Raw genomic sequence first — 23,056 nt, 5'->3', positions numbered from 1 at the left:
CGCTGCCGGTAAAGCCGAGGCCTTCCAGAACTTGCCGGGTATGTTGGCCGAGGGCGGGCGGTGGGCGGTGGGCGCTGCTGCGATAACGGCAAGTTGCCGAAGTCCCAGAACGCGCCGATCTGTTGCAAGTCGCCGTAAACAGCATGTGAGTAATGCGCGTGCAGACCCGCGGCGGCGTGTTCGGGGCTGTCGAGAAAGGCATCCATCTGCGCCTCCAGGACGGCCTGCGCAGGAACTTACACTTCTGCCAATGCTGCGAGCGCCGCTTGCCGGGTAAGACCTGCAAACCAGGTTTCGGGCTGATCGCCCATGAGCGCCTTGAAACGCTGCACCTCATCCGGTTGCAGCGCTGCCACCACCAGCCAGGCATCGCTACACCGATACAAACGATGGGCATCACTCAGACCGGTCTGTTGCGCGTCCAAATGATCGATTGGTGTGAGACTGCCGTCTTCTAGCACCACCGCTTCGCTCATCGACAGCATCGTGGCGCCCAGCAATGACGAACTGACCATTTGCCCGACGCCACTGCGATTGCGCTCATACAACCCCAGGAGCAAGGCGTAGAGTGAGGACAGACTGGCAAAAAAATCACCCACGCCGAAGCGCAGCCACATGGGCGCCTGGCTCTCACCGCCCTGCTCGACTTCCCAACCGCAAGAGGCCTGCATCAGTTGGTCAAAGCCCGGCCAATCCGCGCGCGGGCCGGTCGGTCCGTAGGCACTGACATGGCAATACACCAACCGAGGGTTCAGCGCTTTCAGGCTTTCGTAATCAACCTTGAGTTTGCATGCCGCCGGCAGACGCATGTTGTGATGCACCACATCGGCCCAACGGGCCAACGCTTCTACGGCCGGTTCGGTTTGCTGATCGCCCAGTTGCAGTGCCACGCCCAACTTGCCACGCTGGGTACCGCTGAAAATCCGCTCCAGGCGGCGCATGGCATCGCCTTTGGGCGCTTCGATTTTGATCACGTCCGCACCCAGGTCCGCCAGCAACATGCAGGCAAACGGCCCGGCAAGATAGGCGCCCAGATCCAGCACTTTCAGACCGTGCAGCGGCGGTAAGGGCGCCGGGCTCGATCCCGGCACTTGCGAAGGGATCACAGCATCGGCGGCTGGCAGTCCGGCGTTCCCCTCACCTGCCACTGGTGCACTACCGCCAACTCGTGCGGGTGGCTGCACCTGCCAGGCCGGGCCTGGTTGCAGGGTCCTGCCCAATTGCACGTCGTCGACTTTAACCACCTAACCATTCAGGCGTGCTTGCTCGTCGAAGTAGATATCGCCGAACGCAGCGGCAACTTGCGCAGCCACATCGTGCTGCCAGAAATGTTCGACCCAGTCCTGCGCCGGTCGTGTAGCAATAATTGCCTTGTTGGCGCCGAAGTTAGGCGCCACATGACTGGGTGGCCACAGCGCATTCAAGCGAGCCACTTCGGCTTCCCCCAACTCACTGAGCGCCGCGGCCATCCACGGTGATTTATCCGGCGAATAGTGCACATGCAACCAGCGGCCATCCGCGCATTGGTGCAATGGAATTGGAATGTGCTTATCCAGGCCTTTGGCGAAGGCCGGGGTTGGCGTTTGCGTGCGGTTCCAATGCATGGTCATGGGTACCAGGGCTGCCTGGGCCAGGCTTGTATGCGCAATGCCACCGAAGCCATCACGGTCGCGCGCCAGCAACCGCGCCATGACTGCGACCACACACAGCCAACTGGCCAGCCAATTGGCAAACGGCATGCGGATGAAGGCCGGGCCGGGACGATGCGCGGGTTGCTCGTCCAACAGGCCCAGGCGCGCCAGGATCAATGTTTCCCGAGGCAGGGCATTCGCCAGCGCATGCCGTTGTGGCCAGCCGCTGACCGCCGAGATTACCAATCGAGGGAAGTCTGCGCAGAGCTGCGCGTCAGCCAGGCCATGCGCGTGTGTCACCTCAGGCGTGAAGTCGTGCAGCAGCACATCGGCATCCGCCAGCAGGGATTGCAACTGCTGGCGATCTGCGGCGTTTTCCAGACTGAGGATGACACTCCGTTTGCCACGGTTAAGCACGGCAAACAGCGCCTGTTTCTCTCTGGCGGGGTTGGCAGGTGGCTCGATCATCACCACTTCCGCACCCGCTTCGCGCAGTTGCAAGCCAGCGGCGGAACCGGCAATGCCGGAACACAGACTGATGACGCGAATACCTTCGAGGATTGCCTGGCTCATTCAGCACCTGCCTTGTTCTGCGCTTAGCGTTTTGCAGCAGAGCTGCAGAACGAATCCATGGCGTTACCCTAAGCGATCAATGATAAATTCCATAGATAGATTAGTATTCCGAATATAGAATCATAAGCATGAATACGAACAGAAAATAACAATTCGTCTAAATATCACTAAAAGCCGATCAGGGGCGTTGCTATGATCCTGCGCATGGACCACTTCACCATCGTCACCAACCAACTGGAGGCGACACGGGATTTCTATGTTGAGGTACTGGGTCTGGTCGACGGGCCACGCCCGCCCTTCCCGGTTCCCGGGTTCTGGCTGTACACCCAGGAACAACCAGTTCTGCATGTGGTAGGCGTATCACAAATGCCGGAGCCGCGACGTGGCGTGCTCGACCATATGGCGTTTCGTGTCCGGGGCTTGCAGAAGATGTGGACGCACCTGGATGAGTACGGCGTGCGATTCAAGGTGATCCGTGCTCCCGGTGCCGAGCGCACGTGGCAGCTGTTCATGCAGGACCCCAATGGAGTTGAAGTGGAGTTGGATTTCGACGCCAGCGAAGTGCCGCCCGCCAACTGGAAGGAACGCCGGGGCGGCTAAATCAATCCGGCATAACTGCCGCCGTCGATCTGCAGATTTTGCCCGGAGATATAGCCAGCCTGCGCCGAACAGAGAAACGCGCAGGCGGCTGCCAATTCGCTCGGCTGGCCAAATCGTCGCGCCGCTATCGGCTTGAGCATTTCCACCCGTGCTTGCTCAAAACTGAGCTGGCGAAGTTCCGCCAGCTGCTCGGTCATAAAGCGCAGACGGTCCGTCTCAATGCGCTCCGGCAGCAGATTGTTGATCGTCACATTGTCCCGTACCACTTCGACCGACAGGGCTTTGCAAAAAGCGGTCAGCCCGGCACGTGCAGCCGTGGACAAACCCAAGGGCAAGCGTGGCGATTTGACCATCGCCGAGGTGATATTGACGATACGGCCGAAACCTCGCGCACGCATACCGCTGACCACAGCCTGAATCAGCAGGATACCCGAGAGCATATTGGCCTCAATGGCAGCCAGCCAGGCGGTGTGATCCCAATCCTCCAGACGACCCGGCGCAGGGCCGCCATTGTTGGTCACCAGAATGTCTACTACCGGGCACGCGGCCAACAATGTCGCCCGCCCGGCAGAGGTGGACAGATCCGCCACCACCGTGCGGGGCAGCCGGCCAGTGCCGAGAAAAATGTCCTGCGCGGTTTGCGCCAGGGTCTCGGCATTGCGGCCGTTGATCAGTATCTCGCAACCCTCCTGCGCCAATGCCAGCGCACAGGCTTTGCCAAGCCCTCGTGAAGACGCGCATACCACCGCCATGCGCCCGCCAATGCCCAGATCCATAGCCGTACTCCTTGCGTGATGGGGTCAGTCTTTCATGCCCAACAACGTGCTGATATCGCGTCCGGGTTCAGCATCGCTGCCGTAGGCGAACTGACCGGCGCGCTGGCGTTCGACCAGTTGTTCCATCTGGTAGCGATAACGAGTACCTGGCGTATCGAAACGCGAATGCAGGTCACGTCGCTCATCGGTCTCGAAATAGCGCTGATTCTGCGGACGCACCACCGAGTTGTCCTGGGGCTGGATGATGTAGTTGATGCGCGGCATCACGTAGCGAAACGGTGACGGTGCAGCGGTGGTATTGAACGTGACGTCACAGCGCGAGCGATGCTTGCCCACCGGCAAGAACGGTTGCAGGTTAGGCACGTCATAACCGGGACGAAAGCGCGGGTAGGAGATGCACACATTACTGCGCAAATGGATGTGCAGCACCGCGCGAAAATCCTGGTATTTGGCGCGCACCCCGCCGACCCAACGCATGATCGGCGCCACTGATTTTTGTGCGACGGTACGAGTGCGGGTCACCGTTTCAGAGGTCCATTGCACCTCGACCTCGTCCGACTCGCTGATGCCGTCGCCGATGGTATTGGCGTGCAGGAAATCGGCGTGGGTCAGGTCAATCAGGTTTTCCACCGAGAGCGCCGAAGTTGCATCAAACCGCACGGTACGCTGGGTGTAGCCGGGAAGGCTGCCGTCCTGCGGTAGGAACGGAATATGCGGCAGCAATAGCGCATCGGCAGCGTCCGGGTTGCCGTACCAGACCCAGATGTAGCCGTAGCGCTCCACCAGCGGATAAAACCCGCTGCCGCCGGTGAACTGTGTCAACACGCGCGCATTGTCACGCAGGCGATAGGGATGAAATTCAGCTGCTCTCGGCTGCCCGTTTTCCCGCCACAGGTAATAGGGTTGGGCATGAATGATTCGACGAATTGGCTGGGCACTGAGGTCGCGACTATGGGAGACCGGAAACCAGGTGTCACGCAGGTCATAGTTGATCGGTGTCCAGTCACCCCGCACTTTGCGCGACGGAGTATCGGTAGAGGAAGTCACGGTATGCATGGTGAGTTCTCCTGTGCTCAGACGATCGCGCTTGCGGGAATCAAATGCGGTCGGCGCAAGGCACGCAGGTCGCGGGATGGGGCTTGCAGCAGGGCCGAGACGGCTACGCCGTCAATCAGGTGGTTCACCCGGAACGGCGACCTGCTGAATGCACGAGCAATACGCCAACGCAACGGTGCCTTGGCCGGCACGTGCTCAGTCACGAATCCTCGCCAGCACAGGCTGGTGGTGCCACGGAGGTTGGCTCCGGTTGCGATCATCAGGGTAACGAGCGGCATTTCTACTTCGTTGAGCAAATCCGCCCGAATACTGCCGCCGCTCAGGGGTACTGAGGTGCGCACAATCAAGGGGTAGTCCACCACAAACTGCGATGGCAGAAATTGTGTGGACCATACCGCACCGCGCTCCAGAACCACACGTCCCAGCTCTCTGCGTAGATCGCCAAGGAAGAAATCGGTGAGGCGCACATGGGTAAAGCCGAGCAAGCATTCCGGGCCGTCGAGCATCGCCGCCAGATATTGGTCGTGACTCATGTTGACGACGGTGGAACCGGTAAATTCGCGCCCGCTTGGTCGGTAATCGCTGCTGGGGAGCTCCCCTTGCGATGCGCCCTCACCCAACCACACATGGACGAAGCCATTGGCTTCGCTCACCTGAAAGGCCCGCACGGCATAGCGTGGTGGTACGCGCTCATCATCATTAAGGTTGGGAATTTTTGTACAACCGCCACGGGCACCATCGAAGGTCCAGCCGTGGTAACCACATTGCAAACCAGACTCGACAACTCGTCCCAGAGCCAACGGCACCCGCCGATGTGGGCAACGGTCTTCCAGAGCAAAAGGCTGCCCAGCTGCGTTGCGAAACAGGACCAGTTCCTCGCCACCAAAGGCCACGGCCAATGGCTTTTGATCATTCACAGCCTCGGAAAGCGCCATGGCCCACCAGCCAGGGGTCGTCATCGGTTTGCCTCATTGTTGTTCTGTTTTTGGGCTTTTGTTTGCAATGCAGTCAACGCTAACGGTAGCGGCACAATGCTGTGATGGCAACAACAAATAAACACTTTAATGATTTATGTTCATAATAATAAAAACCTATCTAAAACCCATAAACACTCCGAACACTGCTCAAAAAAATGGATTATCAGCCAAATATATCTATAAATATGAACATTTTTAACTTTAATGCCTATTTTTTCCTTGAAAAGGATCAGCAGAAAACCTATAAGCCTGATCACCATGAGCATGCTCATTTACTTCAGGTGCGATGACGATGACCCAATCCACCCTCGGTTTTGTCCTCCATGACGTTGCCCGTTTGATGCGTAAACGCTTCGAACAATGGGCCCGCGCAGCCGGTCTCACGCGCTCTCAATGGCAAGTTCTGGCCAAACTGTCCACGCATGAAGGCATTCACCAGAAGGGTCTGGCCGACTTGCTTGAAATCGAGTCGGTCACGCTGGTGCGCTTGCTGGACAAAATGCAGGAGCGCGGTCTGATCGAACGTCGCAACCACCCCACCGATCGCCGTTTTCCCTTGTTATTTCTCACTCCGGATGCCCATCCGCTGCTGCAATTCATGCACACCATTGGCGAGCAGACTCGAGTGAAAACCATGACCGACTTTTCCGTTCAGGAGCAGGATCAATTGCTGCAGTACCTCGAACGCATGCGTGAATACTTGCTGACGGCTTGCAGCCAGCCGGTGGATGAGCTAACTGACTGCGGGGCAGACGAGGTGACGTATGGCTGAGTCCACATTGCAGCGTCATGCGATGCAGGCAGAAGCCCGTCCACTCGACCCACTGGCGAAACCTTACGCGCAGGCGCCTGAAGCTCCCACCTTTGATCGTCATGGGCCATAATCCTCCAGCGCGCCACGGCAACGCTGGCGCGTCGGCCTGTTTTTGCTGGCGCCGATTGTCGTCGTGGCCTGTGGAGCCTGGTATGTATTGGGTGGCCAAGTGGTCAGTACCGACAACGCCTACGTTCAGGCCGAACGGGTGGGCGTTTCGACCGATGTGGCCGGGATCGTGGCGGCCATTGAGGTCAGTGACAACCAAGTCGTGAGCAAGGGCCAAGTGTTATTTCGCTTGAAGCCAGAACCCTTTGAAATCGCCTTGGCCAGTGCCAGCGCGCAACTGGAAGGCGCGCGCAACCAGATCCTTTACCTCAAGGCCAGCTACAACCAGTCACTGGCCGAAATCGCCCAGGCTGAAGCACGCCTGCCCTACTACCAGACCAATCTTCAACGCCTGGAAAAGCTGGTCAGCGTTGCCGCCGTATCAAAAACAATCTACGACGATGCCCGTCAGGACCTCGACAATACCCGTCAACAGGTTGCGGTAGCCAAGGCCCAGGCTGCGACGGCTCTGGCCCAACTGGGTGGAAGGCTGGACAGGTCTCTGGAGCAACACCCCGCCTACCTGCAGGCACAATCGGCCCTGAATGAGGCCGAACGTAACCTGCGCAACTCCGTGGTGACCGCTGCGTTCGACGGCGTAGTCACCAACGTTGACTCGTTACAAGTGGGCGCTTACCTGCAACCACCGCAATCGGGCTTCAGTCTGGTATCCAGCGAACACTTATGGGTCGATACCTCGCCAAAAGAAACCGAACTGACCCATGCTCATCCCGGCCAAGGTGCAACTATCGAAGTAGACACCCACCCCGGAGTCACGTGGCATGGTACCGTCGAAAGCATCAGCCCGGCGTCAATCTCCAGCTTCTCGCTACTGCCGGCGCAGAACACAACCGGCAACTGGGTGAAGGTCGTGCAGCGTATTCCGGTGCGGATCCGAATTGACGACGCGGCGGGAAAACCTGCGTTGCGCCACGGCATGAGTGCCGTGGTAGAGATCGACACCGGCACCGCCCGCGGCCTGCCGAAACCATTGGCCGACTTGCTCGCCCGCCATCATGAGTGAAGTGACCAGGCCTCTGCCGCCTTCGCTGCTGCGCGTATTGATCACACTTTGCGTGGTGCTGGCAGTGGTGATGCAAGCCCTGGACACCACCATCGCCAACGTCGCCCTGCCCTATATGCAAGGCAGCGTGTCGGCCAGTGCCGATCAGATTAACTGGGTGCTGACCTCCTACATCGTCGCCACCGCCATCATGACCCCGTCTTCGGCATTCCTGGCCAGACGTTTTGGTCGCAAGCGCGTCTTGCTATGGTCGATCTTTGGTTTTGTTCTGGCGTCAGTGCTCTGTGGCGTCGCTCGTTCCCTGGAGGAAATCATCCTGTTTCGTCTGCTGCAGGGGCTGGCCGGTGCGGCGTTAGTGCCGCTGTCGCAAGGCATACTGCTGGACATATACCCGCTCAAAGACCGAGGCGCGGCAGTGGCCTTGTTCGGAGTATCGGTCATGGTCGGTCCCGTGCTGGGTCCGATGCTCGGCGGCTGGCTAACAGAACACCTCAGCTGGCGCTGGGTGTTCTTCATCAACTTGCCTATCGGATTGCTGGCCTTTGTCGCCATGATGCGCTTCATTCAGGAAACCCCGGCCGACAGAACCGCCCGCTTGGACTGGTTAGGCTTTGGCTCGCTCAGCGTGGCCATCCTGTCGATTCAATTGTTCCTCGACCGCGGGGAACAACTGGGCTGGTTCGATTCAGGAGAAATCATCCTGGAGGCGCTGGTGGCCGCCATCGCTTCGTACATTTTCATCGTCCACACCTTCACCCACGACAAGCCCTTTATCAGTCTGAAACTGTTCAAGGACCGCAATTACTCGGTGGCGGTCGTGTTTATCTTCATCATCGGCATTACCTATTTAGCGTCATTGGCGCTGATGACACCCTACCTGCAAACCCTGATGGGTTACCCGGTGCTCACCGCCGGCATGGTCATGGAGCCACGCGGACTGGGGACCATGCTTAGCATGTTCCTTGCCGGGAAGATCATCGGCAAAGTGGATATTCGCTGGATACTGTTTTGCGGTTTGTTGCTGTCCGCCTGGTCGATGTAGATGATGACCGGCTGGACGCCGGCAGTGTCCATCAACAACATCGTGTACGTCGGCTTTATTCAGGGCGCGAGCCTGGGTCTGTTGTTCGTCCCACTGACCACCATCGCCTTTACCACCCTAGCGCCGCATTTGCGTGGCGAAGCCACTGGCCTGTACAACCTGTCACGCAATGTCGGCTCAAGCGTTGGCATCTCGATCGTTACGGTGCTGCTGGCTCAAAACACTCAGATCAATCATGCCGAAATCGGCGCATACGTTACGCCGTTCAACCGCCTGTTCGATGCCTGGCCTGTAAACAACCAACTCAATCCATTAACCGCGGGCGGGCGTGCGGCGCTGGATGGCATGATCACTGTGCAGGCCAGCTGGGTGGCCTACCTGGATGACTTCAAGCTGCTGATGTGGTTATCCATTGGCGTCATACCCCTGTTGCTGATATTCAGGACACCGAAGTCTCAAGCAAATCAGGCCTCGTAGCGAAAACGCCCCACTGCTACATTCAGCTCATCGGACAGTTCGCGCAAAGACACCACAGCTCCGGACACATGATGAGTGATCGCATCGCCCTCGCCGGCCATGCATGCGATGTGCTCGACGTTGGCAACGATGCCCCGCCCACCCTCGTTCTGCACGCTCACCGCATCGGCAATCCGGTCTACCCCACACGTGGAGTCGCCAACCAGTTCCGCTGCCTGTTGCAGGGTACTTTCCAACTCACTCAGCAGTCGGCCGCTGTCGTCCAATGCCACCGTGCCGGAGCACAGGGCTTCGTCGACCACCTCGGACTAGCTCTCGAGCTTTACCGTCAACTTGTTGATCGAGTTGGCTGGGAGCCGGGTTGTTTGCTGACTAAATCAAGCTCGCGCATCAAGCTACGCACTTTGAATAGACCGAGTTGCTCACCGTCCTCACGCATCAGCGACAGGATGCTACGGCTGCCCGCAGAGCTGCGACTTTGCGAGAACAGCTCACTGACGCGACTACGCAATCGAAGCCGTTCAACATCGAGCGTGCGGCGCCGCAGGCGCTGGGCGTAGTAACACGAGCGAGTGACATCAAACACCTTGCACAGCCAATCAACCGGTTCATGTGCGCTAACTGGTCAATCAGCGCGAACGCTCGTGATCTTCCGACATCAAGAGCGCGGTAGCCTTTTTTAATATCGATTTCTCTCGTTCGAGACGGGCGATTCGGGCTTCCAGCTCCTGGATTTTTTGCTGCTCTGGGGTCAGCGCCTTGCTCTAAGGGGTGACACCAGTGCGCTCCTGCAGAAGCTGACTAACCCAACGGCGCAGGGCCGACTCGCCAATGCCGAGTGAACGACTGACTTCAATGAAACCGTAGTTTTGCTTGAGTACGAGGTCGGCAGCCTCGCGTTTGAATTCAGCGGAAAAAACACGACGCTGTTTGGTCATCTCACACCTCGATATGACGAGAATTCTCGCCTAAATGGGTGTCCGGTTTCATTAGACCACTACACCTCCCCCGACGGGCAAGGCGTTCCTCCGTGTTCTCTCGAGGAAAATGCCATGCGCGATATCTACCAAGACGTGACTGACAAGATCGTTACCGCTTTGGATCAAGGCGTTGCCCCCTGGATCAAACCCTGGTCCTCAAGTGGCTCAGCTTACATCGGTCATCATCAACCCTATCCCATTAACGCCATCACGCGGCGTCCCTATTCGGGGATCAATTTACCGTTGCTCTGGGCCGAGGCCAGGTTGCAGGGGTTCACTCAAGATCGTTGGCTGACCTTCAACCAAGCCAAAAAAGCCGGTGGGCACATCCGTAAGGGTGAGCACAGTGCCCTAGCCTTGCTCTACAAGCCGATGGAGCGCGAGGAACAGACCGAGTCAGGCCAACCCGTACTCGATGAAAACGGTCAGCCCAAGGTCGCTCACTTTGGCATTCTCAGGACGCATTTTCTGTTCAACATCGAGCAAACGGAGAGGCTCGACACTTTCGATGAAACACTGATCGAAACGGAACCGGCCGATCCCTTCCAGGCCAATAGCGTTGCGGAAAATCTGCTGTTAAGTTCGGGTGCACACATCGTTCATCGATCTACCGATGAAGCCTTTTACCATCCGATCAGGGATCTCATCCAACTGCCGACAAAAGCGCAATTTCACGATGAAGGTGGGTACTACGCCACGGCACTTCATGAGCTGACGCACTGGACTGGGCATTACGCTCGGTTGCAGCGCGAAGGCGTGACGTCAGCCTGTACCTTCGGCTCGCCAGGCTACGCGTTTGAGGAGTTGATCGCCGAAATGGGCGCTGCGTTTTTATGTGCCAACACCGGTATACAGGGAGAGTTGCGGCACGAGGGCTACATCGACTCCTGGCTCGGCCTGCTCAAGGCTGACAAACGCGCGATCTTTCGCGCCAGTGGCCAGGCCCGAAGCGCCTCTGAATATGTACTCAACCTGGAGCAACAACTGAAGCGAGCGGTCTTGGACGACTCACTCTGCATGAACGATGGAGCTTAATCGTTACCTCATCGCTGCAATCGCTTCACAGGGCCCAACGCGAGTTGAGCCCTTTTTTCTCCGCCCAGAAAAATCCCCATGCCGCAGGGCTCTGACGCAAAGAATCAGAGAGGGGCACACACCGCAGCCTGTCATTCCGCATCCAGGTTCTGCGCCAGAAAATCCACCAGTTCGAGCGGGCTTCGGCTATCGATCACCTTGTAGATCAGATCGCGCTTACTGCGCGGCAACTTCTTGACCACGCTCTTCGCCGAGGCCCTGACGGCTGCGTCGGTCCCATGGATGCGTGCCGCGAGCAGCAGCACGAGCGTGGCGTCAGTGAGATTCATGGCAAGGCCCAAAAAATATGCATCGCAGTGTACCGATTCTTGTCTTTTCCGTACTAGCCCAAAAAAAATGATGCCTAGGAGAATCCATATTCCGATTGCCGCACAAAGGGACACGAGCCAAAAGGACGGGTAAGGGTTGGAAGGGAATGGGCACTCAAGGGTAAGAGCGCTATCCGAAAAGGCTAAAAGGCCGATGACCCAGCCACTTCCGGAGGTCACGATGCTCAGTCTGTTTCGCCACAAAAGGCAGAAGCCCCCTCCGCCACCGACCGTCAACGTCGCCGAAGGTTACCTGTCCATCGAGTCAGCCCATACCCTCTTAGCAGTGGAGCACCGCCGCCAGTTGCTCGACCGCATCTGGCAGTACACCGCCCTCTCCCACGCGCAGTTCACCCAGCTCTATATAAATCCGATCCATCGCTACGCCGAACAGGTCCAGCAACTGCCTGCCAGCGAGACGCACCACCATGCGTATCTCGGCGGCATGCTCGACCATGGTCTTGAGCTGGTCGCCTGTAGCTTGAAACTGCGTCAGTCGTATCTGCTGCCCACCGGCGCTGCGCCCGAAGACCAAGCCGCCCAGACCGACGCGTGGTCCGCTGGCATCGCCTATGGCGCCCTGCTGCATGACATCGGCAAGATCGCCGTGGACCTGCAGATCGAACGCCAGAATGGCCGTGTTTGGCATCCCTGGCAGGGGCCACTGGATCAGCCCTACCGTTTTCGTTACCTCACGGGTCGTGACTACCACCTGCACGGCGCCGCCGCAGGTTTGCTCTACACCCAGATTCTCGACCGCACGATTCTGGACTGGCTGAGTGGCTTTCCGTCGCTGTGGGCCAGCCTGCTGTATGTCTTGGCCGGCCAATACGAACGCGCCGGCGTGCTGGGTGAGCTGGTGATTCAGGCCGACCGCGTCTCTACCGCGCAGAACATCGGTGGCAATCCGAACAAGGCGTTACAAGCACCCATTCACTCGCTGCAACATCACCTGATCAGCGGACTACGTCATCTGGTTCAACACGAGTTGAAACTCAACCAGCCAGGTGCCGCAGGATGGTTGACTCAAGACGTACTCTGGCTCGTCAGCAAGACGGTCACCGACAAGCTTCGAGCCTATCTACTGTCACAATCAATTGAGGGCATTCCCTCATCCAACATCGCAGTATTCGATGAACTGCAATCACATGGATTAGTCGAGTCGACCCCGGAAGGCAAAGCCATCTGGACCGCGCTCGTTGCGCAAGGCAACTGGCAACAGACCTTCACCTTTCTGCGCCTTCAACCGGCATTGATTTGGGGTAACGAAGACCGCCCCGCGGCCTTTAGCGGAAAGGTGAGCATGGTAGTCGATGATCCCCCAACTAACACTATGACGTCGCCAGCCGCCCCCAAGGCAGTCAGTACAAGGTCAACGCAAAGCCCATCAAAGCCCTACCCATTGGCTATAGAGGATGCGGACTACCTCGGTACGTTGCTGGACATGTTCGATATGGAAGAGCCCGAGGCACGTGCTGCACCGTTAGCAAACGCTCCCGTGATCTCAACTCCACATTCGGATAACCCTGGCCAGGAATTCCTGAATTGGGTCAAGGAAAGCATCCTGAGCCACAAGCTGATCATCAACGACAGTAAAGCCAAGGTGCACACTGTTAGCGGCTCGGTGTTTCTGGTAACACCTGGCCTCTTCCAACGCTACGCGCAGGAATTTCCTGGTATCTCACGGGGCGCCGATCAAGAGATTGAGGAATGGCGCTGCGTGCAAAAGCAGTTTGAGAAACTGAAGGTCCACAGGAAGCGTGCTGACGGATTTAACATCTGGACCTGCCTAATTGAAGGCCCACGCAAGACGGCCAAACTCAAAGGCTATCTACTCGAAAATCCCGAGCTAATTTTCGAATCACTGCCACCAGAAAACCCTTACCTCCTGCTTGAGGTAAGGTGATCTAGAGATAATGGTCCATACTCTGGATGCAGAATCTCCATGCTTCTTACGGAGATGACGAGGGTAAAATCTTTGTGGCATGAATCCTATCTACAGCCATGCGAATTAGAGGGAAGGAGAGCCTACTTGTGCCTAATCAGGCCGCCGAGCGACACCTCAGTCAATTGAAGCCGTATCTGGGCTAATGATTTTTTTTGCTTATCAAAGGGATTTGACTGAATGACGAAGCGTTCTGGAATGTTTTGGAGTGGCGAGACCTTAAGCGAGCGGCTGAAGACGCTTATCGACCCATTTGTCCCTGAGAGAGTTGATTGTGCTGCGTATACCCTCGCCGTGGGCCCCGAAATCTACGTATCACCGAATGAACATACAATCGACCCGACAACAGTAACGGTTCGCAAGCTCACCGATGGGGAGGCCTTCACAATTCCGCCAGGACAGTTCGCGTTTCTGGTCACTGAGGAGATTGTCTCCATTCCCGCGGACGCGCTTGCCTTCATTTCCGTCCGGGCGAAAATAAAATTTCGCGGATTGGTCAATGTTTCTGGATTTCATGTCGATCCTGGCTATTGCGGACAGCTCACCTTCGCCGTTTTCAACGCCGGACCGGTGCCAATTCACCTGAAGCGCGGACAGGCCATCTTCCTTATTTGGTTTGCGGGCCTTGATCGCGAAACCACCCTAAAGAAGGGCAGCGCGGTTCATAGGGGTATAGACCCCGAAATAATCACGGCCGTGGCAGGCGAATTGCAGTCTTTTGCTGGAATTTCTAAGAAATTGAAGGACGTCGACAAAGGGCTGAGCGAGCGCATTCATGCGATCGAGCGTGAGCAAATCTACTATCGGGTAATTGGTGCTGTCGCTCTGGCAGTCATGATCGCGTTAACTATTAACTGGGTGAAGGACACCCGCGCGCAATCAACCAATGTTAGTCCTAGCCATGCATCTGATACGGTAAAAATGGGAAACGAGACTCCAAAGTGAGGGCCGGCTACCTTAGGGTAAATCATGATCTGCGACCTCGGCTCGCGGCGCACAAATTGAGCACACTCAAGCCAAACAGCACTAAGCGGCTGCTTCTGCTGGCATCTATGCACTGCTCCGCTGTCGAAGAGGGAACGACAAGCAATGAGTGCCCATCTCTCCACCAGAATTGTTGCTGAACGGATGTCCCGGTGGTACAAGGAGTGCAAACTCCGATCGTTGGGTGCTATGGGGTTAGGACCGTATTTTAAAAGTCCTTTCTGTGCATAACTGCTGCTCCAGATAGCACTAGAATGCATATCGTCGTTTGCGTTGCAATGCTCCAGCGCATCCTCAGGTCTATTACTAACCTACAATCCTTGGACATGGCAGCCTGGGCGAACTTTCGCATTCGGCGCCGCCATCGAAAAGTATTGAAGCGCATGCCCCCACTGTAGAGATCAACGCGTGAAAGCTGAAACTAGAAAAAAATGTCTATCTTTGGAGGCTAGCCCGACGGATTTGCTAGACACAACTGTCATTTCGTCGCATTTACTTCCGATCAAGGTGACCCCTGTCTTCGATAGCTATTGGCGGTTTGCCGCAGAACGACAAAGAGTATTCCGTCAAAGATTAGAAAGGCAGCCGGCTCCGTGGACAGCCGATCCAGTTATTGCTATTCATAAATTTACAAACGCGTATCGTGCTTCGGATCGAGTCAGCCAGTTTCTTATAAGGCATGTAATCTACCGCGACGACCTTCCAAACTCGCCATCCGAGGTGCTGTTTCGTACTTTACTGTTTAAGCTATTCAACAAGATCGAAACATGGAACTTGCTTGAGCATACTTTTGGCGAAATCACTTTTAAAAATTACAAATTTGAGCATTATGATAACGTTTTGAGGCAAGCAATGAGAGCCGGTGGGCGAATCTATTCAGCCGCCTACATAATGCCACCCGGCGGCTCCACCTTTGGTTATCCTGCCAAACACCAAAACCATTTACGTTTGCTGGAACGCATGATGGCTGACGACCTTGCTGGCCAACTGTCACGTTTAACTAAAATGCAAAATGCATTCGAGCTACTTAAAAGCTATCCAACAGTTGGAAACTTCTTAGCATATCAATTTGTGACTGACATTAATTACAGCGAGGTTACAGACTTCTCCGAGATGGACTTCGTCATACCAGGTCCTGGTGCTCGCGACGGCCTAAGGAAGTGCTTCAGCGATAGCGCGGGCCTAAATGAGTCTCAGCTGATCCGGTTGATGGCGGAAAACCAGGAACAAGAATTTGAGAGGCTCGGCATCAAATTTCAGTCTTTGTGGGGGCGTCGATTGCAATTGATCGACTGCCAGAATCTTTTCTGTGAGGTCGACAAATATGCACGGGTCGCACATCCAAGCGTAACCGGCATCTCGGGGCGGACTCGCATCAAGCAGAAATTTTCGCCCACTGGAACTCTGGACAGGCCTTGGTATCCGCCCAAGTGGGGCATCAATTCGAAGATTGAGTTGGACCTCTTAGGGGGGGACACATCTTTGGAGCATGATAAAATCAATAGATCTTTTTCCCTGTCAACACTGGACTTAGGTAGCTCGTAATGGATTTGAATACTTATCAGCGAGAGGCTCAGGCGACTGATCGCGTACCTTCGCGACAAAACACAAGCGACGCAGGGACCAATCTTGTAGTGCCGCTGCTTGGGCTGGCGGGTGAGACCGGTGAATTGCTCAGCGAGTATAAGAAACACCTCAGAGACGGCGACTCTCATCTCTTATTCAGGGAGCGGGTATCAGAGGAGTTGGGGGATTTACTATGGTACATCGCAAACGTCGCAGAGAAGTTTGGTCTAAAACTTGACGATATTGCTCAGCAAAACTTGGAAAAATCCAAGGGCCGCTGGGGCCCCCAAGACACTAGGTCGGTTATTTTTGATGCTGAGTTCGAAGAACCAGAGCGATTGCCTAGATATTTTGAGGTTGAACTCAGCGAGGTCGTGGTTGACGGTCATACAAAGATCCAAATGCGCGTCAACGGTGAAAAAATCGGTGATGACCTTACTGATAACGCCGATGACCCTGATGGCTATCGGTTTCATGACGTTTTCCATCTCGCGTATGTCGCGGTACTAGGCTGGTCGCCTGTTATTCGTAAACTTATGAAACGAAAACGCAAGAGTGTTCCTAAGGTGGACGAGGTGCAGGATGGCGGTAGAGCCCAAGTTTTGGACGAGGGTGTGGCAGCCTTGGTGTTCGACTATGCAAAAGAGCATAATTGGCTCGATGGGGTCAGCGAATTGGATTACAAACTTTTACGTACGATCAAGGGAGTGACGTCGCTTCTCGAGGTCCGAGAAAGGTCTCTCGGTGAGTGGCAGCGAGCAATTCTGCTTGGTTTCGAGGTATGGCGACAGGTTTTACAGTCTAATGGCGGGAGAATACTAGTAGATCAGGACGCAAAAAAACTGACCTATCTGGGATTATGACGCAGCGCGGAGGAAGGTCTACCCGCAAGCCTTATTAAGGATTGCGGTCGGACAATGGCAGGAGGCCAAGATATGACTCATCCTGTTTCCTTCCTTTCTATTTTCAGTCGCGCAGCGCGGGCCTAGTCGAGGTGCTAGACGGCCTGCTATGCTACTAAATTTTAATAAATGTCATAGTTAAAATAACTCGTAGACAATAATTTTCGCATCGGTGGGGATATTTTTATGAGCAATTCGGGGCAGCGGCGACATCTATTTATAAGCCACCATCATCGAGATGATGCAGTAGTTGATAAGCTTACAGGTCTTCTTGGGTCCAAGGGCTGGGATGTTCGCAATAGTTCGATTCGTGCGAAACCCGCCAACCAGGATCGACTAGACCGAGGACTAGTTAAAGATTCCGTTATCAAGCGCCTGCTCCGTATAAAAATTGCCTGGGCGTCTACTGTTGTCGTTTTGATTGGGCAGCAGACCCACGCAAGACCTTGGGTTAACTGGGAAATCAACCAAGCACATGCTCAAGGAAAAAGGATTGTTGGGGTCTACGAGCAAGGTGGCAAAGACTCAGATATACCTGAAAGTCTTGAAAAATACGCCTCGGCAATTGTAGGCTGGAATTCTGAGAGCATTCAAAAAGCTATTGATGGTGGGGAAAACACCTTCGAAAATCCGGATGGCTCCGATCGATCATCCGTCAACGCTGCTGCTAATTCTGAGTGTTAGATATGTCGAAGGCTTATATTTATGTCGTTGCGCGGGACTTTGGATTTGCCCCAAATCCATTCCACAACTTCTGCACACTTGCTACATGCAAACCTGATATAAGACGAGTAGCAAAAGTGGGAGACTGGGTTATCGGGATGGGTGGTTCGCGGTTACGTGCCACAGGCCGTTGTGTATTTGCGATGAGAGTTTCCGACTCTGTTACCTATGACGAGTACTGGACAAACCCTTTGTATAGGGATAAAAAACCAGTCCGCAACGGCAGTAAAAAAATGATTGTCGGAGACAATATTTACCATCAATTGAAAAATGAATGGCAGCAATCCAACTCTCATCATAGCTATTCCGACGGCTCCCCGAATCCTCACAACATAAAAACTGATACTCGAACTAACGCTGTTCTATTATCCGATTATTTTTTTTACTTTGGCGCCGCCGCGATTGAAATCCCGACTGGTATTCTTCGAGAGATGGGCTATGAAAATCGGAGAGCCCATAGAACATTCGCAGGCACTAAAGCCCAACCTCTAATTTCTTTCTTGGAGGAGGGATTTCAGCCTAATATTTTGTACGGTGATCCGTTTGACTTCGATGCGGCGAAGTCAAGATACTCAGTCAAAGGTGACAAAGTAACTCTCAGTAACAACTGATGTGACTTTGCATAAAAAGTCGTCTTCGCTTTTTTTGCGAGCCCGAAGCATTGTCGGGCATCGCAATGAACGCGGGAGGAATAGGCCAGATTGCGTAGGACAATGAGTTTTCTGGCTTGCAGTCTGCCTGAATCGTTAACGTGTAGGTTCAAGCATGTTTTTTGCAAGTTGCATAAACCAACTATCTATATTCGTAGGATTAGGGTTTTCGGTTAGCAGGGCAGACGAAAATACACCTTCAGCTACGTGCACGCCTAACTGTCTGTATGCTTCAAACTGCTCCTCGCTATAGAACTGGTCGGTAGTTGCTTCATGAGGAAACTCCGGGCTTACTAAGCGATAACGTTTGAGCAACTCTGTTTCATCACCTGTAAGCGAGAGCTTAAGATACAACATCAGACCAATATCTGGCTGATGATCGGGGCTAGTTGCAGGGTAGTGTATTCTCAATAGATGGGAATGCGTTCGGCTGAAATTCGACTTGGGATCAAGCCGAATATCGTCAAGCCTTGGCTCAAGGCGTACCCCAAAGTCGATTTGGGCGTGCCGAACAAGTGTTAATTGCCCTTCAAAAGTTGATCGAGGGTCTGCTTCGCCATCGACACACACTATAAACTTGCAACGCCTCCTCAGTAACTCATATATGCCCATATTTTCTATATGGCCACCGTCGGACAAATTAAGCCACGGTTTTTCCTCGCTCATTCCGAAACCTGTCATCTCTCGAAGGAGACACCGAAATCCAGGCGAGCCTCGCTGCACAGTTTTAGGATTTTTGATCCAATAACCAAGGCGAACGTTTAGCAATGTCAATAATGCAGACAAGGTTGGTATTGAGCTTTTCCCCATCTGTGGCGAGGCTGCGGCGCCAGAAATTGCCATTGCTGTCGAAAGATCAATTTCCTTACCATTACTAGTCCAACTTGTGCTTCGCTCATACCCCGTTGCAGCTGACCCTGCCCAATGTTTTGAAAATATAAAAAAGTCGCCTCTTCGATCCCTGAGCGTACGATTCCTGCTAGACGGCAAATTAATGGTTGCGTTTATGATGTGATAAGGTGCTTTGTGCGCCATATTTACAGAGCTAAGTGGAAGTTGCCTAACTTCCTCTGATTCTTGCACGAAGGTATTAGAGAGTTGGTCTCGATACAACTTGTGCAGACCGGTTGAATTTACATCAAGAAACATTGCCACAACCCCGGAAAAAACTGCCAGACTGATTAGCACATTGGTGCCGACAAACCATTCGGGGGCCCAAGCCAGAACGGGGGCCGATTCTGGGGGCATAGAGCCAACTATGCGTAAAAGATAGTACGTTGCCAGGGCAAGTAAAGGTACGATGGCGCCCGATGCCAATATGGCGCCATTCAATATTAGTGTTTTTGTCGTGGCCGCACGAAACATGGGCAGAAATCTTGCAATTGCTGGCGTGACGATCACCCAAACAGCCATATATCCAGATATCTCCCAGTGCGACGATAACGCTACTGAAAATAAGTCGTAACCTTTTTCACTAACAAAACCAGCCAATGTAAAAAGTGTACAGCCCGCGGCCCACGCCAGTATTTGACTTGCTAGTCGCGCCCCCACATTAAAACGTAGCGTAAATCCGTAGATCGCTGTCAATGACACAGTAATACTAGCTAGGACGGCAGCTATAGATAACCATATGCTTTCCGAAAAATGTGTGGCAAGTAAATTCCCTAACAGTGCTAGTATGGCCAAAATAGACACCGGCGCGGACCAGTTTAATACTAGACCAGCCATCGTTCCTGTAACCATGGACCAACGCTTCTTAAAATCGGCGGCACTCAAATACTTAGCATTCTGACGCACGTACCGTATTTGCTCAGTATCCGGCCCATAAGGTTTGCCTATATCGGAATAATCTTTTCCACCCCCTATGATGGATGTAATAAAACTTCCGATGTAGCCTCCTCCTGAAACGGTTGAAAGATAATCAAACTCTTTCATCAGACCCCGCTCAGCAATTACCTGGACAACTCCCAAGCAGAACGTTGCCGATCTTATACCGCCTCCTGACAGTGACATGCCCACAGCATCCTCCCCTACTGGCTTGTCTATTCCGTAGTGATTTCGGCGTGCGTTGATTTCCGCCTCTTCTGTTGAATTTATATCATCTGCATTCGCGATGCTTCCCGAACCAAATTTATTTATGCCAAAGGTTACCGGCGCAAAACAACCCTTTATATCCTCGTCGTCGATAACCGACGGAGTTTTTCGATCCGTTTGTTTTGTGCCGTAAGCCATTATTTGCAAGGACTCACAAAATGAGACCAGTTTTACTTGTAGTGAAGCAAGATCCACGCGAAAGTCGTTAGCGCCATCCTTAGAATCAAGCAGGCCAGCTTTATGAGCACGGTGCCACTTCGCCGTGACAGGCCTTAGGTCAACATTCAACATATCTGTAGTGAGTTGCGAAAATTCCTGGCAGCCCGGATAGGTTTTCATGGCTTCCCTCGATAAGCCAAATATTTCCCAAAGACTTTCGAGGGCTCTAGCTTCTATGCCATATTGATAGGGCAGTTGTTGCACCGCAATGCGAGTACGCAGTTCTGAGAGCAAGTAGTGCGCGGCTTGCTGGTCCGGTGTATTGCTTGCGATTAAACTAGTCATCCTGCGCACGCTAACCTTTAATTTTGGCGACGATACGTTGGGCGTTCCCTATATCAGGCTCACCCGATTAATGATTCTGGGCAACTCTATAAAGTTAAATCCGTGGCTGCTGGGATATGCGAAAGTACGGTCAACGAGCCGCAGCCAATAACGAAGAATGAATCGGTAGATCGTATAAGCGTACTTTTTCAGTCAGGCACTATTTCTCGACCTCTGAACCCTCTGACTTGGTCAATTGCATCAGCCCGCGAAGGATGAGAGTGATTGCTTGGTCAACGTGCGGGGTTGATGCGAGCGTTGCATTTTCTTCACTGGTCAAACCATTGTTAAGGTTCGCCACAGTGAATGCCGCGAACTCGTCGCAATGAGCCCATACAGGATTGGACGTAATGCGGGGTGGTATAAGACCTAAGATCTCGGCGATGTCGCGAGTACAGCCTCCAAAACCGCCGACTAGAAAAATCGGCTTGCCGGCCCTCAACGATATAAGCGCCTCTTCGGCAATACCCGGCATAGTCCCCTTGTAGCCTTCTATCCGACCACCAACAATTATTCTTGCGTCGGAGTCCGACATCATGGTGGTACGCATTGACGTAAGCCCATCTGCCCACTCTTGCTCTGTAGGCACTTGAGACGGAAGACCGCAGCGCTCCTCAACGGGTAACCCGCTACCGTCAATTCGTAGGCAAACTAGCTCCGCAAAGTCTTGAACTTCAACGATCTGCTTTTTCAGGTCAGCAAGTGCCTGCAGAACATGGACCGGCCAAGCAAGATAGTTTTTTACTCCGATCCGGCTGTCACCCTCATCAGCATCTCGACGATGCCGGGCTACAAGCTCGAATAGTAGATCGCTGAATCCATGTTGACGTAGATCCCCTCCGTAGACCAGCCTCGCCCCGAGCGCGAGCAAATGACGAGCTATCTCGGCCATAGCGTCTCGCAAATGTTCGTCGCACAGACCTAAAGCCGGCATGTCTGGGCTTTCCGAAATTGAAATTGCAATGGTCTTCCGACCGAGAACTTCTTGGTAACTCATCGCACAGCCCCTGCTTTCCATTCGGTCAGGCTGCGCAGTTGAACCCGTGGTGATATCTCTGCGAACAGCCGCTCTTCTTCTGCACTAAGTGGCGGATCCGGATAAACAATCATCGGATTTGGTACATCCGCCTCGGATGGTAGACTGGCAAGTGAGATAAGCTCTGGTGGCCTGGGCACGAAAATGACCGCGGGATCGAGATTTCCCTCCGCTAGCTCTAGCGTAATGCGGCAACGCCATAAAAAATTTTTCAGAACCTCGTCAAGCAGATGGGCAATCACGAAGTCAATACGATCGGTGCCGCCGGGTTCCAGCCGGACCACCGGGACGTTGCCCATGTAAGGGAAGCCACGCTCGTCAATGTCGCTAATACTGTTGGCTACGACAAGAGGTACATGCCAGCGCTTTGCCTCAATAATTTCTTTTCTACACCATTCACGTGAGGAGTAAGAATCAGTGTGGATGGCGACCATCGCGCTCACGCGAACCTTGTGGAGCAGCACTTTCTGAAACTGAAGGCCTGCTGGAATGTCGTAGACATCGAAAAAACTGTCCATCCCTGGAGTGTTGTAAAGCCTGCTTCGGATACTTCGGGCAATCTCTTCGCCATGCTGGTCGTGCTTTGAATGGCTAAGGAATATTTGTACCTTCTTTAGGTAGGCTTCAAGTGCTGCCTCATCCTCTTCGGGGCGCGAGAGGTGCTCCAGATAATGCCGTAACAAACGGCAAAACGCGTACGTTAATGCAGAAATCAATCGACGTCCACGCTCGACCAGCCCTCCCTCCCAACGCGCCCAGAGCAACGCTTGTTCATCCGTTCCTAGGTGCGTTAACACGCCGATGTCAATTTCTACAGGAAAAACCCTCGTTCCTAAGCCCGCCGCTTCGGTCCGATCGCAAAGTTCTCGCACATACCCCGTCCAAGCTGCATCGCCAACCAGGTTGTTGTCTACGAGGACGATAATGGCGGCAGTGTCAGCGTCCTCTAGGTCAATTGGTAGAGGTTGCGCGGATTCCGGCGCCACAACGTATCGGTATATGACGCTAAGCCCAGTACCTCCCGCGACATTTTCGTATAACTTCCGACGAAAATGTTGTCGAAGGATCTCAGCGATGATGGGGCCGTCTGCAAAAGCCGGGTGCCATACGACGTACACCACAAGGAACGGGCGCGTTGAGTCAGTCATATTC

Annotated in this window: 21 protein-coding genes and 2 pseudogenes; 12 read left to right on the top strand and 11 right to left on the bottom strand. The window is 54.2% G+C overall.

The genetic code is table 11. From position 1 onward, the window contains the following. Positions 1-236 precede the first annotated feature (236 nt). Positions 237-1,244 carry a CoA transferase gene (locus tag AWM69_RS22955; RefSeq protein WP_373274346.1) on the bottom strand — a complete coding sequence of 336 codons (1,008 nt, stop codon included), beginning with the start codon at positions 1,242-1,244 and terminating at the stop codon, positions 237-239. Continuing rightward, positions 1,245-2,204 (bottom strand): CoA transferase, encoded by a 960-nt coding sequence (locus AWM69_RS22950; RefSeq protein WP_256930474.1) that lies wholly within the window; start codon positions 2,202-2,204, stop codon positions 1,245-1,247. It lies immediately after the preceding gene. Positions 2,205-2,396: 192 nt separating this feature from the next. On the opposite strand from AWM69_RS22950, the gene AWM69_RS20960 reads away from it, so the two are divergent. Next, positions 2,397-2,804 (top strand): VOC family protein, encoded by a 408-nt coding sequence (locus AWM69_RS20960; RefSeq protein ID WP_077748063.1) that lies wholly within the window; start codon positions 2,397-2,399, stop codon positions 2,802-2,804. Here the strand turns inward: AWM69_RS20960 and AWM69_RS20955 are convergent. From AWM69_RS20955 to AWM69_RS20945, 3 genes are read right to left on the bottom strand one after another with little or no spacing between them, the layout of a single operon-like run. Beyond that, positions 2,801-3,580: an SDR family oxidoreductase gene (locus AWM69_RS20955; RefSeq protein WP_077748062.1), complete on the bottom strand. Its 780-nt coding sequence runs from the start codon at positions 3,578-3,580 to the stop codon at positions 2,801-2,803. The genes AWM69_RS20960 and AWM69_RS20955 overlap by 4 nt on opposite strands. A 24-nt stretch (positions 3,581-3,604) precedes the next feature. Next, positions 3,605-4,636 carry an oxygenase gene (locus AWM69_RS20950; RefSeq protein ID WP_218728289.1) on the bottom strand — a complete coding sequence of 344 codons (1,032 nt, stop codon included), beginning with the start codon at positions 4,634-4,636 and terminating at the stop codon, positions 3,605-3,607. Between the two features lie 17 nt (positions 4,637-4,653). Next, entirely contained in the window at positions 4,654-5,595 is a 942-nt protein-coding gene (locus tag AWM69_RS20945) for a Rieske 2Fe-2S domain-containing protein (RefSeq protein ID WP_218728287.1), read from the bottom strand. A gap of 310 nt (positions 5,596-5,905) precedes the next feature. On the opposite strand from AWM69_RS20945, the gene AWM69_RS20940 reads away from it, so the two are divergent. From AWM69_RS20940 to AWM69_RS22945, 4 genes are all read left to right on the top strand, one after another. Further along, complete coding sequence (locus AWM69_RS20940; RefSeq protein WP_218728286.1) at positions 5,906-6,385, top strand: MarR family winged helix-turn-helix transcriptional regulator; 480 nt, start codon at positions 5,906-5,908, stop codon at positions 6,383-6,385. A gap of 154 nt (positions 6,386-6,539) precedes the next feature. Continuing rightward, positions 6,540-7,559, top strand: a complete 1,020-nt coding sequence (locus AWM69_RS20935) for an HlyD family secretion protein (RefSeq protein ID WP_256930473.1) — start codon at positions 6,540-6,542, stop codon at positions 7,557-7,559. A gap of 1 nt (position 7,560) precedes the next feature. Beyond that, positions 7,561-8,601, top strand: a complete 1,041-nt coding sequence (locus tag AWM69_RS20930) for a DHA2 family efflux MFS transporter permease subunit (protein ID WP_373274345.1) — start codon at positions 7,561-7,563, stop codon at positions 8,599-8,601. Further along, positions 8,602-9,078: a hypothetical protein gene (locus AWM69_RS22945; RefSeq protein ID WP_256930471.1), complete on the top strand. Its 477-nt coding sequence runs from the start codon at positions 8,602-8,604 to the stop codon at positions 9,076-9,078. Here AWM69_RS22945 and AWM69_RS20925 read toward each other — a convergent pair. Then, positions 9,066-9,446 (bottom strand): annotated as a pseudogene (locus tag AWM69_RS20925) (methyl-accepting chemotaxis protein); the annotation flags it as partial. The gene AWM69_RS22945 and the pseudogene AWM69_RS20925 overlap by 13 nt on opposite strands. Then, positions 9,410-10,016, bottom strand: a pseudogene (locus AWM69_RS20920) (transposase); the annotation flags it as partial. The pseudogenes AWM69_RS20920 and AWM69_RS20925, both read right to left, overlap by 37 nt. A 114-nt stretch (positions 10,017-10,130) precedes the next feature. On the opposite strand from AWM69_RS20920, the gene AWM69_RS20915 reads away from it, so the two are divergent. After that, positions 10,131-11,093 carry an ArdC family protein gene (locus tag AWM69_RS20915; RefSeq protein WP_218728284.1) on the top strand — a complete coding sequence of 321 codons (963 nt, stop codon included), beginning with the start codon at positions 10,131-10,133 and terminating at the stop codon, positions 11,091-11,093. Between the two features lie 131 nt (positions 11,094-11,224). Here the strand turns inward: AWM69_RS20915 and AWM69_RS20910 are convergent, their stop codons facing one another. Continuing rightward, entirely contained in the window at positions 11,225-11,422 is a 198-nt protein-coding gene (locus tag AWM69_RS20910; RefSeq protein WP_218728282.1) for a hypothetical protein, read from the bottom strand. 220 nt (positions 11,423-11,642) lie between these two features. Here AWM69_RS20910 and mobH point away from each other — a divergent pair, with 220 nt between their 5' ends. From mobH to AWM69_RS20880, 6 genes are all read left to right on the top strand, one after another. Then, positions 11,643-13,367: a MobH family relaxase gene (mobH, locus tag AWM69_RS20905; protein WP_218728280.1), complete on the top strand. Its 1,725-nt coding sequence runs from the start codon at positions 11,643-11,645 to the stop codon at positions 13,365-13,367. A gap of 219 nt (positions 13,368-13,586) precedes the next feature. Next, positions 13,587-14,351: a hypothetical protein gene (locus tag AWM69_RS20900; RefSeq protein ID WP_218728278.1), complete on the top strand. Its 765-nt coding sequence runs from the start codon at positions 13,587-13,589 to the stop codon at positions 14,349-14,351. A 447-nt stretch (positions 14,352-14,798) separates the two neighbouring features. Beyond that, positions 14,799-15,935 (top strand): nucleotide kinase domain-containing protein, encoded by a 1,137-nt coding sequence (locus AWM69_RS20895; protein WP_218728276.1) that lies wholly within the window; start codon positions 14,799-14,801, stop codon positions 15,933-15,935. Beyond that, a complete protein-coding gene (locus AWM69_RS20890) occupies positions 15,935-16,819 on the top strand; it encodes a nucleoside triphosphate pyrophosphohydrolase family protein (RefSeq protein ID WP_218728274.1) in 885 nt (294 codons plus the stop codon). The genes AWM69_RS20895 and AWM69_RS20890 overlap by 1 nt, the downstream gene beginning before the upstream one ends. 225 nt (positions 16,820-17,044) lie before the next feature. After that, entirely contained in the window at positions 17,045-17,542 is a 498-nt protein-coding gene (locus AWM69_RS20885) for a TIR domain-containing protein (protein ID WP_218728272.1), read from the top strand. A 2-nt stretch (positions 17,543-17,544) separates the two neighbouring features. After that, positions 17,545-18,192: a hypothetical protein gene (locus AWM69_RS20880; RefSeq protein ID WP_218728271.1), complete on the top strand. Its 648-nt coding sequence runs from the start codon at positions 17,545-17,547 to the stop codon at positions 18,190-18,192. Positions 18,193-18,327: 135 nt separating this feature from the next. On the opposite strand, the gene AWM69_RS20875 is transcribed toward AWM69_RS20880, so the two are convergent. The 3 genes from AWM69_RS20875 to AWM69_RS20865 all read right to left on the bottom strand — a co-directional run bounded on the left by AWM69_RS20875 (position 18,328) and on the right by AWM69_RS20865 (position 23,052). After that, positions 18,328-20,829, bottom strand: coding sequence for a hypothetical protein (locus AWM69_RS20875; RefSeq protein WP_218728430.1), 2,502 nt, complete (start codon positions 20,827-20,829; stop codon positions 18,328-18,330). A 199-nt stretch (positions 20,830-21,028) separates the two neighbouring features. Then, positions 21,029-21,865 (bottom strand): hypothetical protein, encoded by an 837-nt coding sequence (locus AWM69_RS20870; RefSeq protein WP_218728269.1) that lies wholly within the window; start codon positions 21,863-21,865, stop codon positions 21,029-21,031. Further along, positions 21,862-23,052 (bottom strand): toll/interleukin-1 receptor domain-containing protein, encoded by a 1,191-nt coding sequence (locus tag AWM69_RS20865; RefSeq protein WP_218728267.1) that lies wholly within the window; start codon positions 23,050-23,052, stop codon positions 21,862-21,864. The genes AWM69_RS20870 and AWM69_RS20865 overlap by 4 nt, the downstream gene beginning before the upstream one ends. Positions 23,053-23,056: the final 4 nt, after the last annotated feature.

The sequence above is a fragment of the Pseudomonas sp. D1HM genome, from assembly GCF_019266105.1.
Lineage (GTDB): Bacteria > Pseudomonadota > Gammaproteobacteria > Pseudomonadales > Pseudomonadaceae > Aquipseudomonas > Aquipseudomonas taetrolens.
Note: the sequence above shows the minus strand (reverse complement) of the source record. Positions and strands in the feature narration are given on the sequence as shown.

What these genes read in the sequence shown, in the direction of transcription:
- AWM69_RS20865 (WP_218728267.1), bottom strand. Translation starts at nt 23,052, where the DNA reads ATGACTGACTCAACGCGCCCGTTCCTTGTGGTGTACGTCGTATGGCAC.
- AWM69_RS20915 (WP_218728284.1), top strand. Translation starts at nt 10,131, where the DNA reads ATGCGCGATATCTACCAAGACGTGACTGACAAGATCGTTACCGCTTTG.
- AWM69_RS20870 (WP_218728269.1), bottom strand. Translation starts at nt 21,865, where the DNA reads ATGAGTTACCAAGAAGTTCTCGGTCGGAAGACCATTGCAATTTCAATT.
- AWM69_RS20945 (WP_218728287.1), bottom strand. Translation starts at nt 5,595, where the DNA reads ATGACGACCCCTGGCTGGTGGGCCATGGCGCTTTCCGAGGCTGTGAAT.
- AWM69_RS20940 (WP_218728286.1), top strand. Translation starts at nt 5,906, where the DNA reads ATGACCCAATCCACCCTCGGTTTTGTCCTCCATGACGTTGCCCGTTTG.
- AWM69_RS20880 (WP_218728271.1), top strand. Translation starts at nt 17,545, where the DNA reads ATGTCGAAGGCTTATATTTATGTCGTTGCGCGGGACTTTGGATTTGCC.
- AWM69_RS20910 (WP_218728282.1), bottom strand. Translation starts at nt 11,422, where the DNA reads ATGAATCTCACTGACGCCACGCTCGTGCTGCTGCTCGCGGCACGCATC.
- AWM69_RS20885 (WP_218728272.1), top strand. Translation starts at nt 17,045, where the DNA reads ATGAGCAATTCGGGGCAGCGGCGACATCTATTTATAAGCCACCATCAT.
- AWM69_RS20890 (WP_218728274.1), top strand. Translation starts at nt 15,935, where the DNA reads ATGGATTTGAATACTTATCAGCGAGAGGCTCAGGCGACTGATCGCGTA.
- AWM69_RS20950 (WP_218728289.1), bottom strand. Translation starts at nt 4,636, where the DNA reads ATGCATACCGTGACTTCCTCTACCGATACTCCGTCGCGCAAAGTGCGG.
- AWM69_RS20875 (WP_218728430.1), bottom strand. Translation starts at nt 20,829, where the DNA reads ATGACTAGTTTAATCGCAAGCAATACACCGGACCAGCAAGCCGCGCAC.
- AWM69_RS22945 (WP_256930471.1), top strand. Translation starts at nt 8,602, where the DNA reads ATGATGACCGGCTGGACGCCGGCAGTGTCCATCAACAACATCGTGTAC.
- AWM69_RS20960 (WP_077748063.1), top strand. Translation starts at nt 2,397, where the DNA reads ATGATCCTGCGCATGGACCACTTCACCATCGTCACCAACCAACTGGAG.
- AWM69_RS20900 (WP_218728278.1), top strand. Translation starts at nt 13,587, where the DNA reads ATGACGAAGCGTTCTGGAATGTTTTGGAGTGGCGAGACCTTAAGCGAG.
- AWM69_RS20955 (WP_077748062.1), bottom strand. Translation starts at nt 3,580, where the DNA reads ATGGATCTGGGCATTGGCGGGCGCATGGCGGTGGTATGCGCGTCTTCA.
- AWM69_RS22950 (WP_256930474.1), bottom strand. Translation starts at nt 2,204, where the DNA reads ATGAGCCAGGCAATCCTCGAAGGTATTCGCGTCATCAGTCTGTGTTCC.
- mobH (WP_218728280.1), top strand. Translation starts at nt 11,643, where the DNA reads ATGCTCAGTCTGTTTCGCCACAAAAGGCAGAAGCCCCCTCCGCCACCG.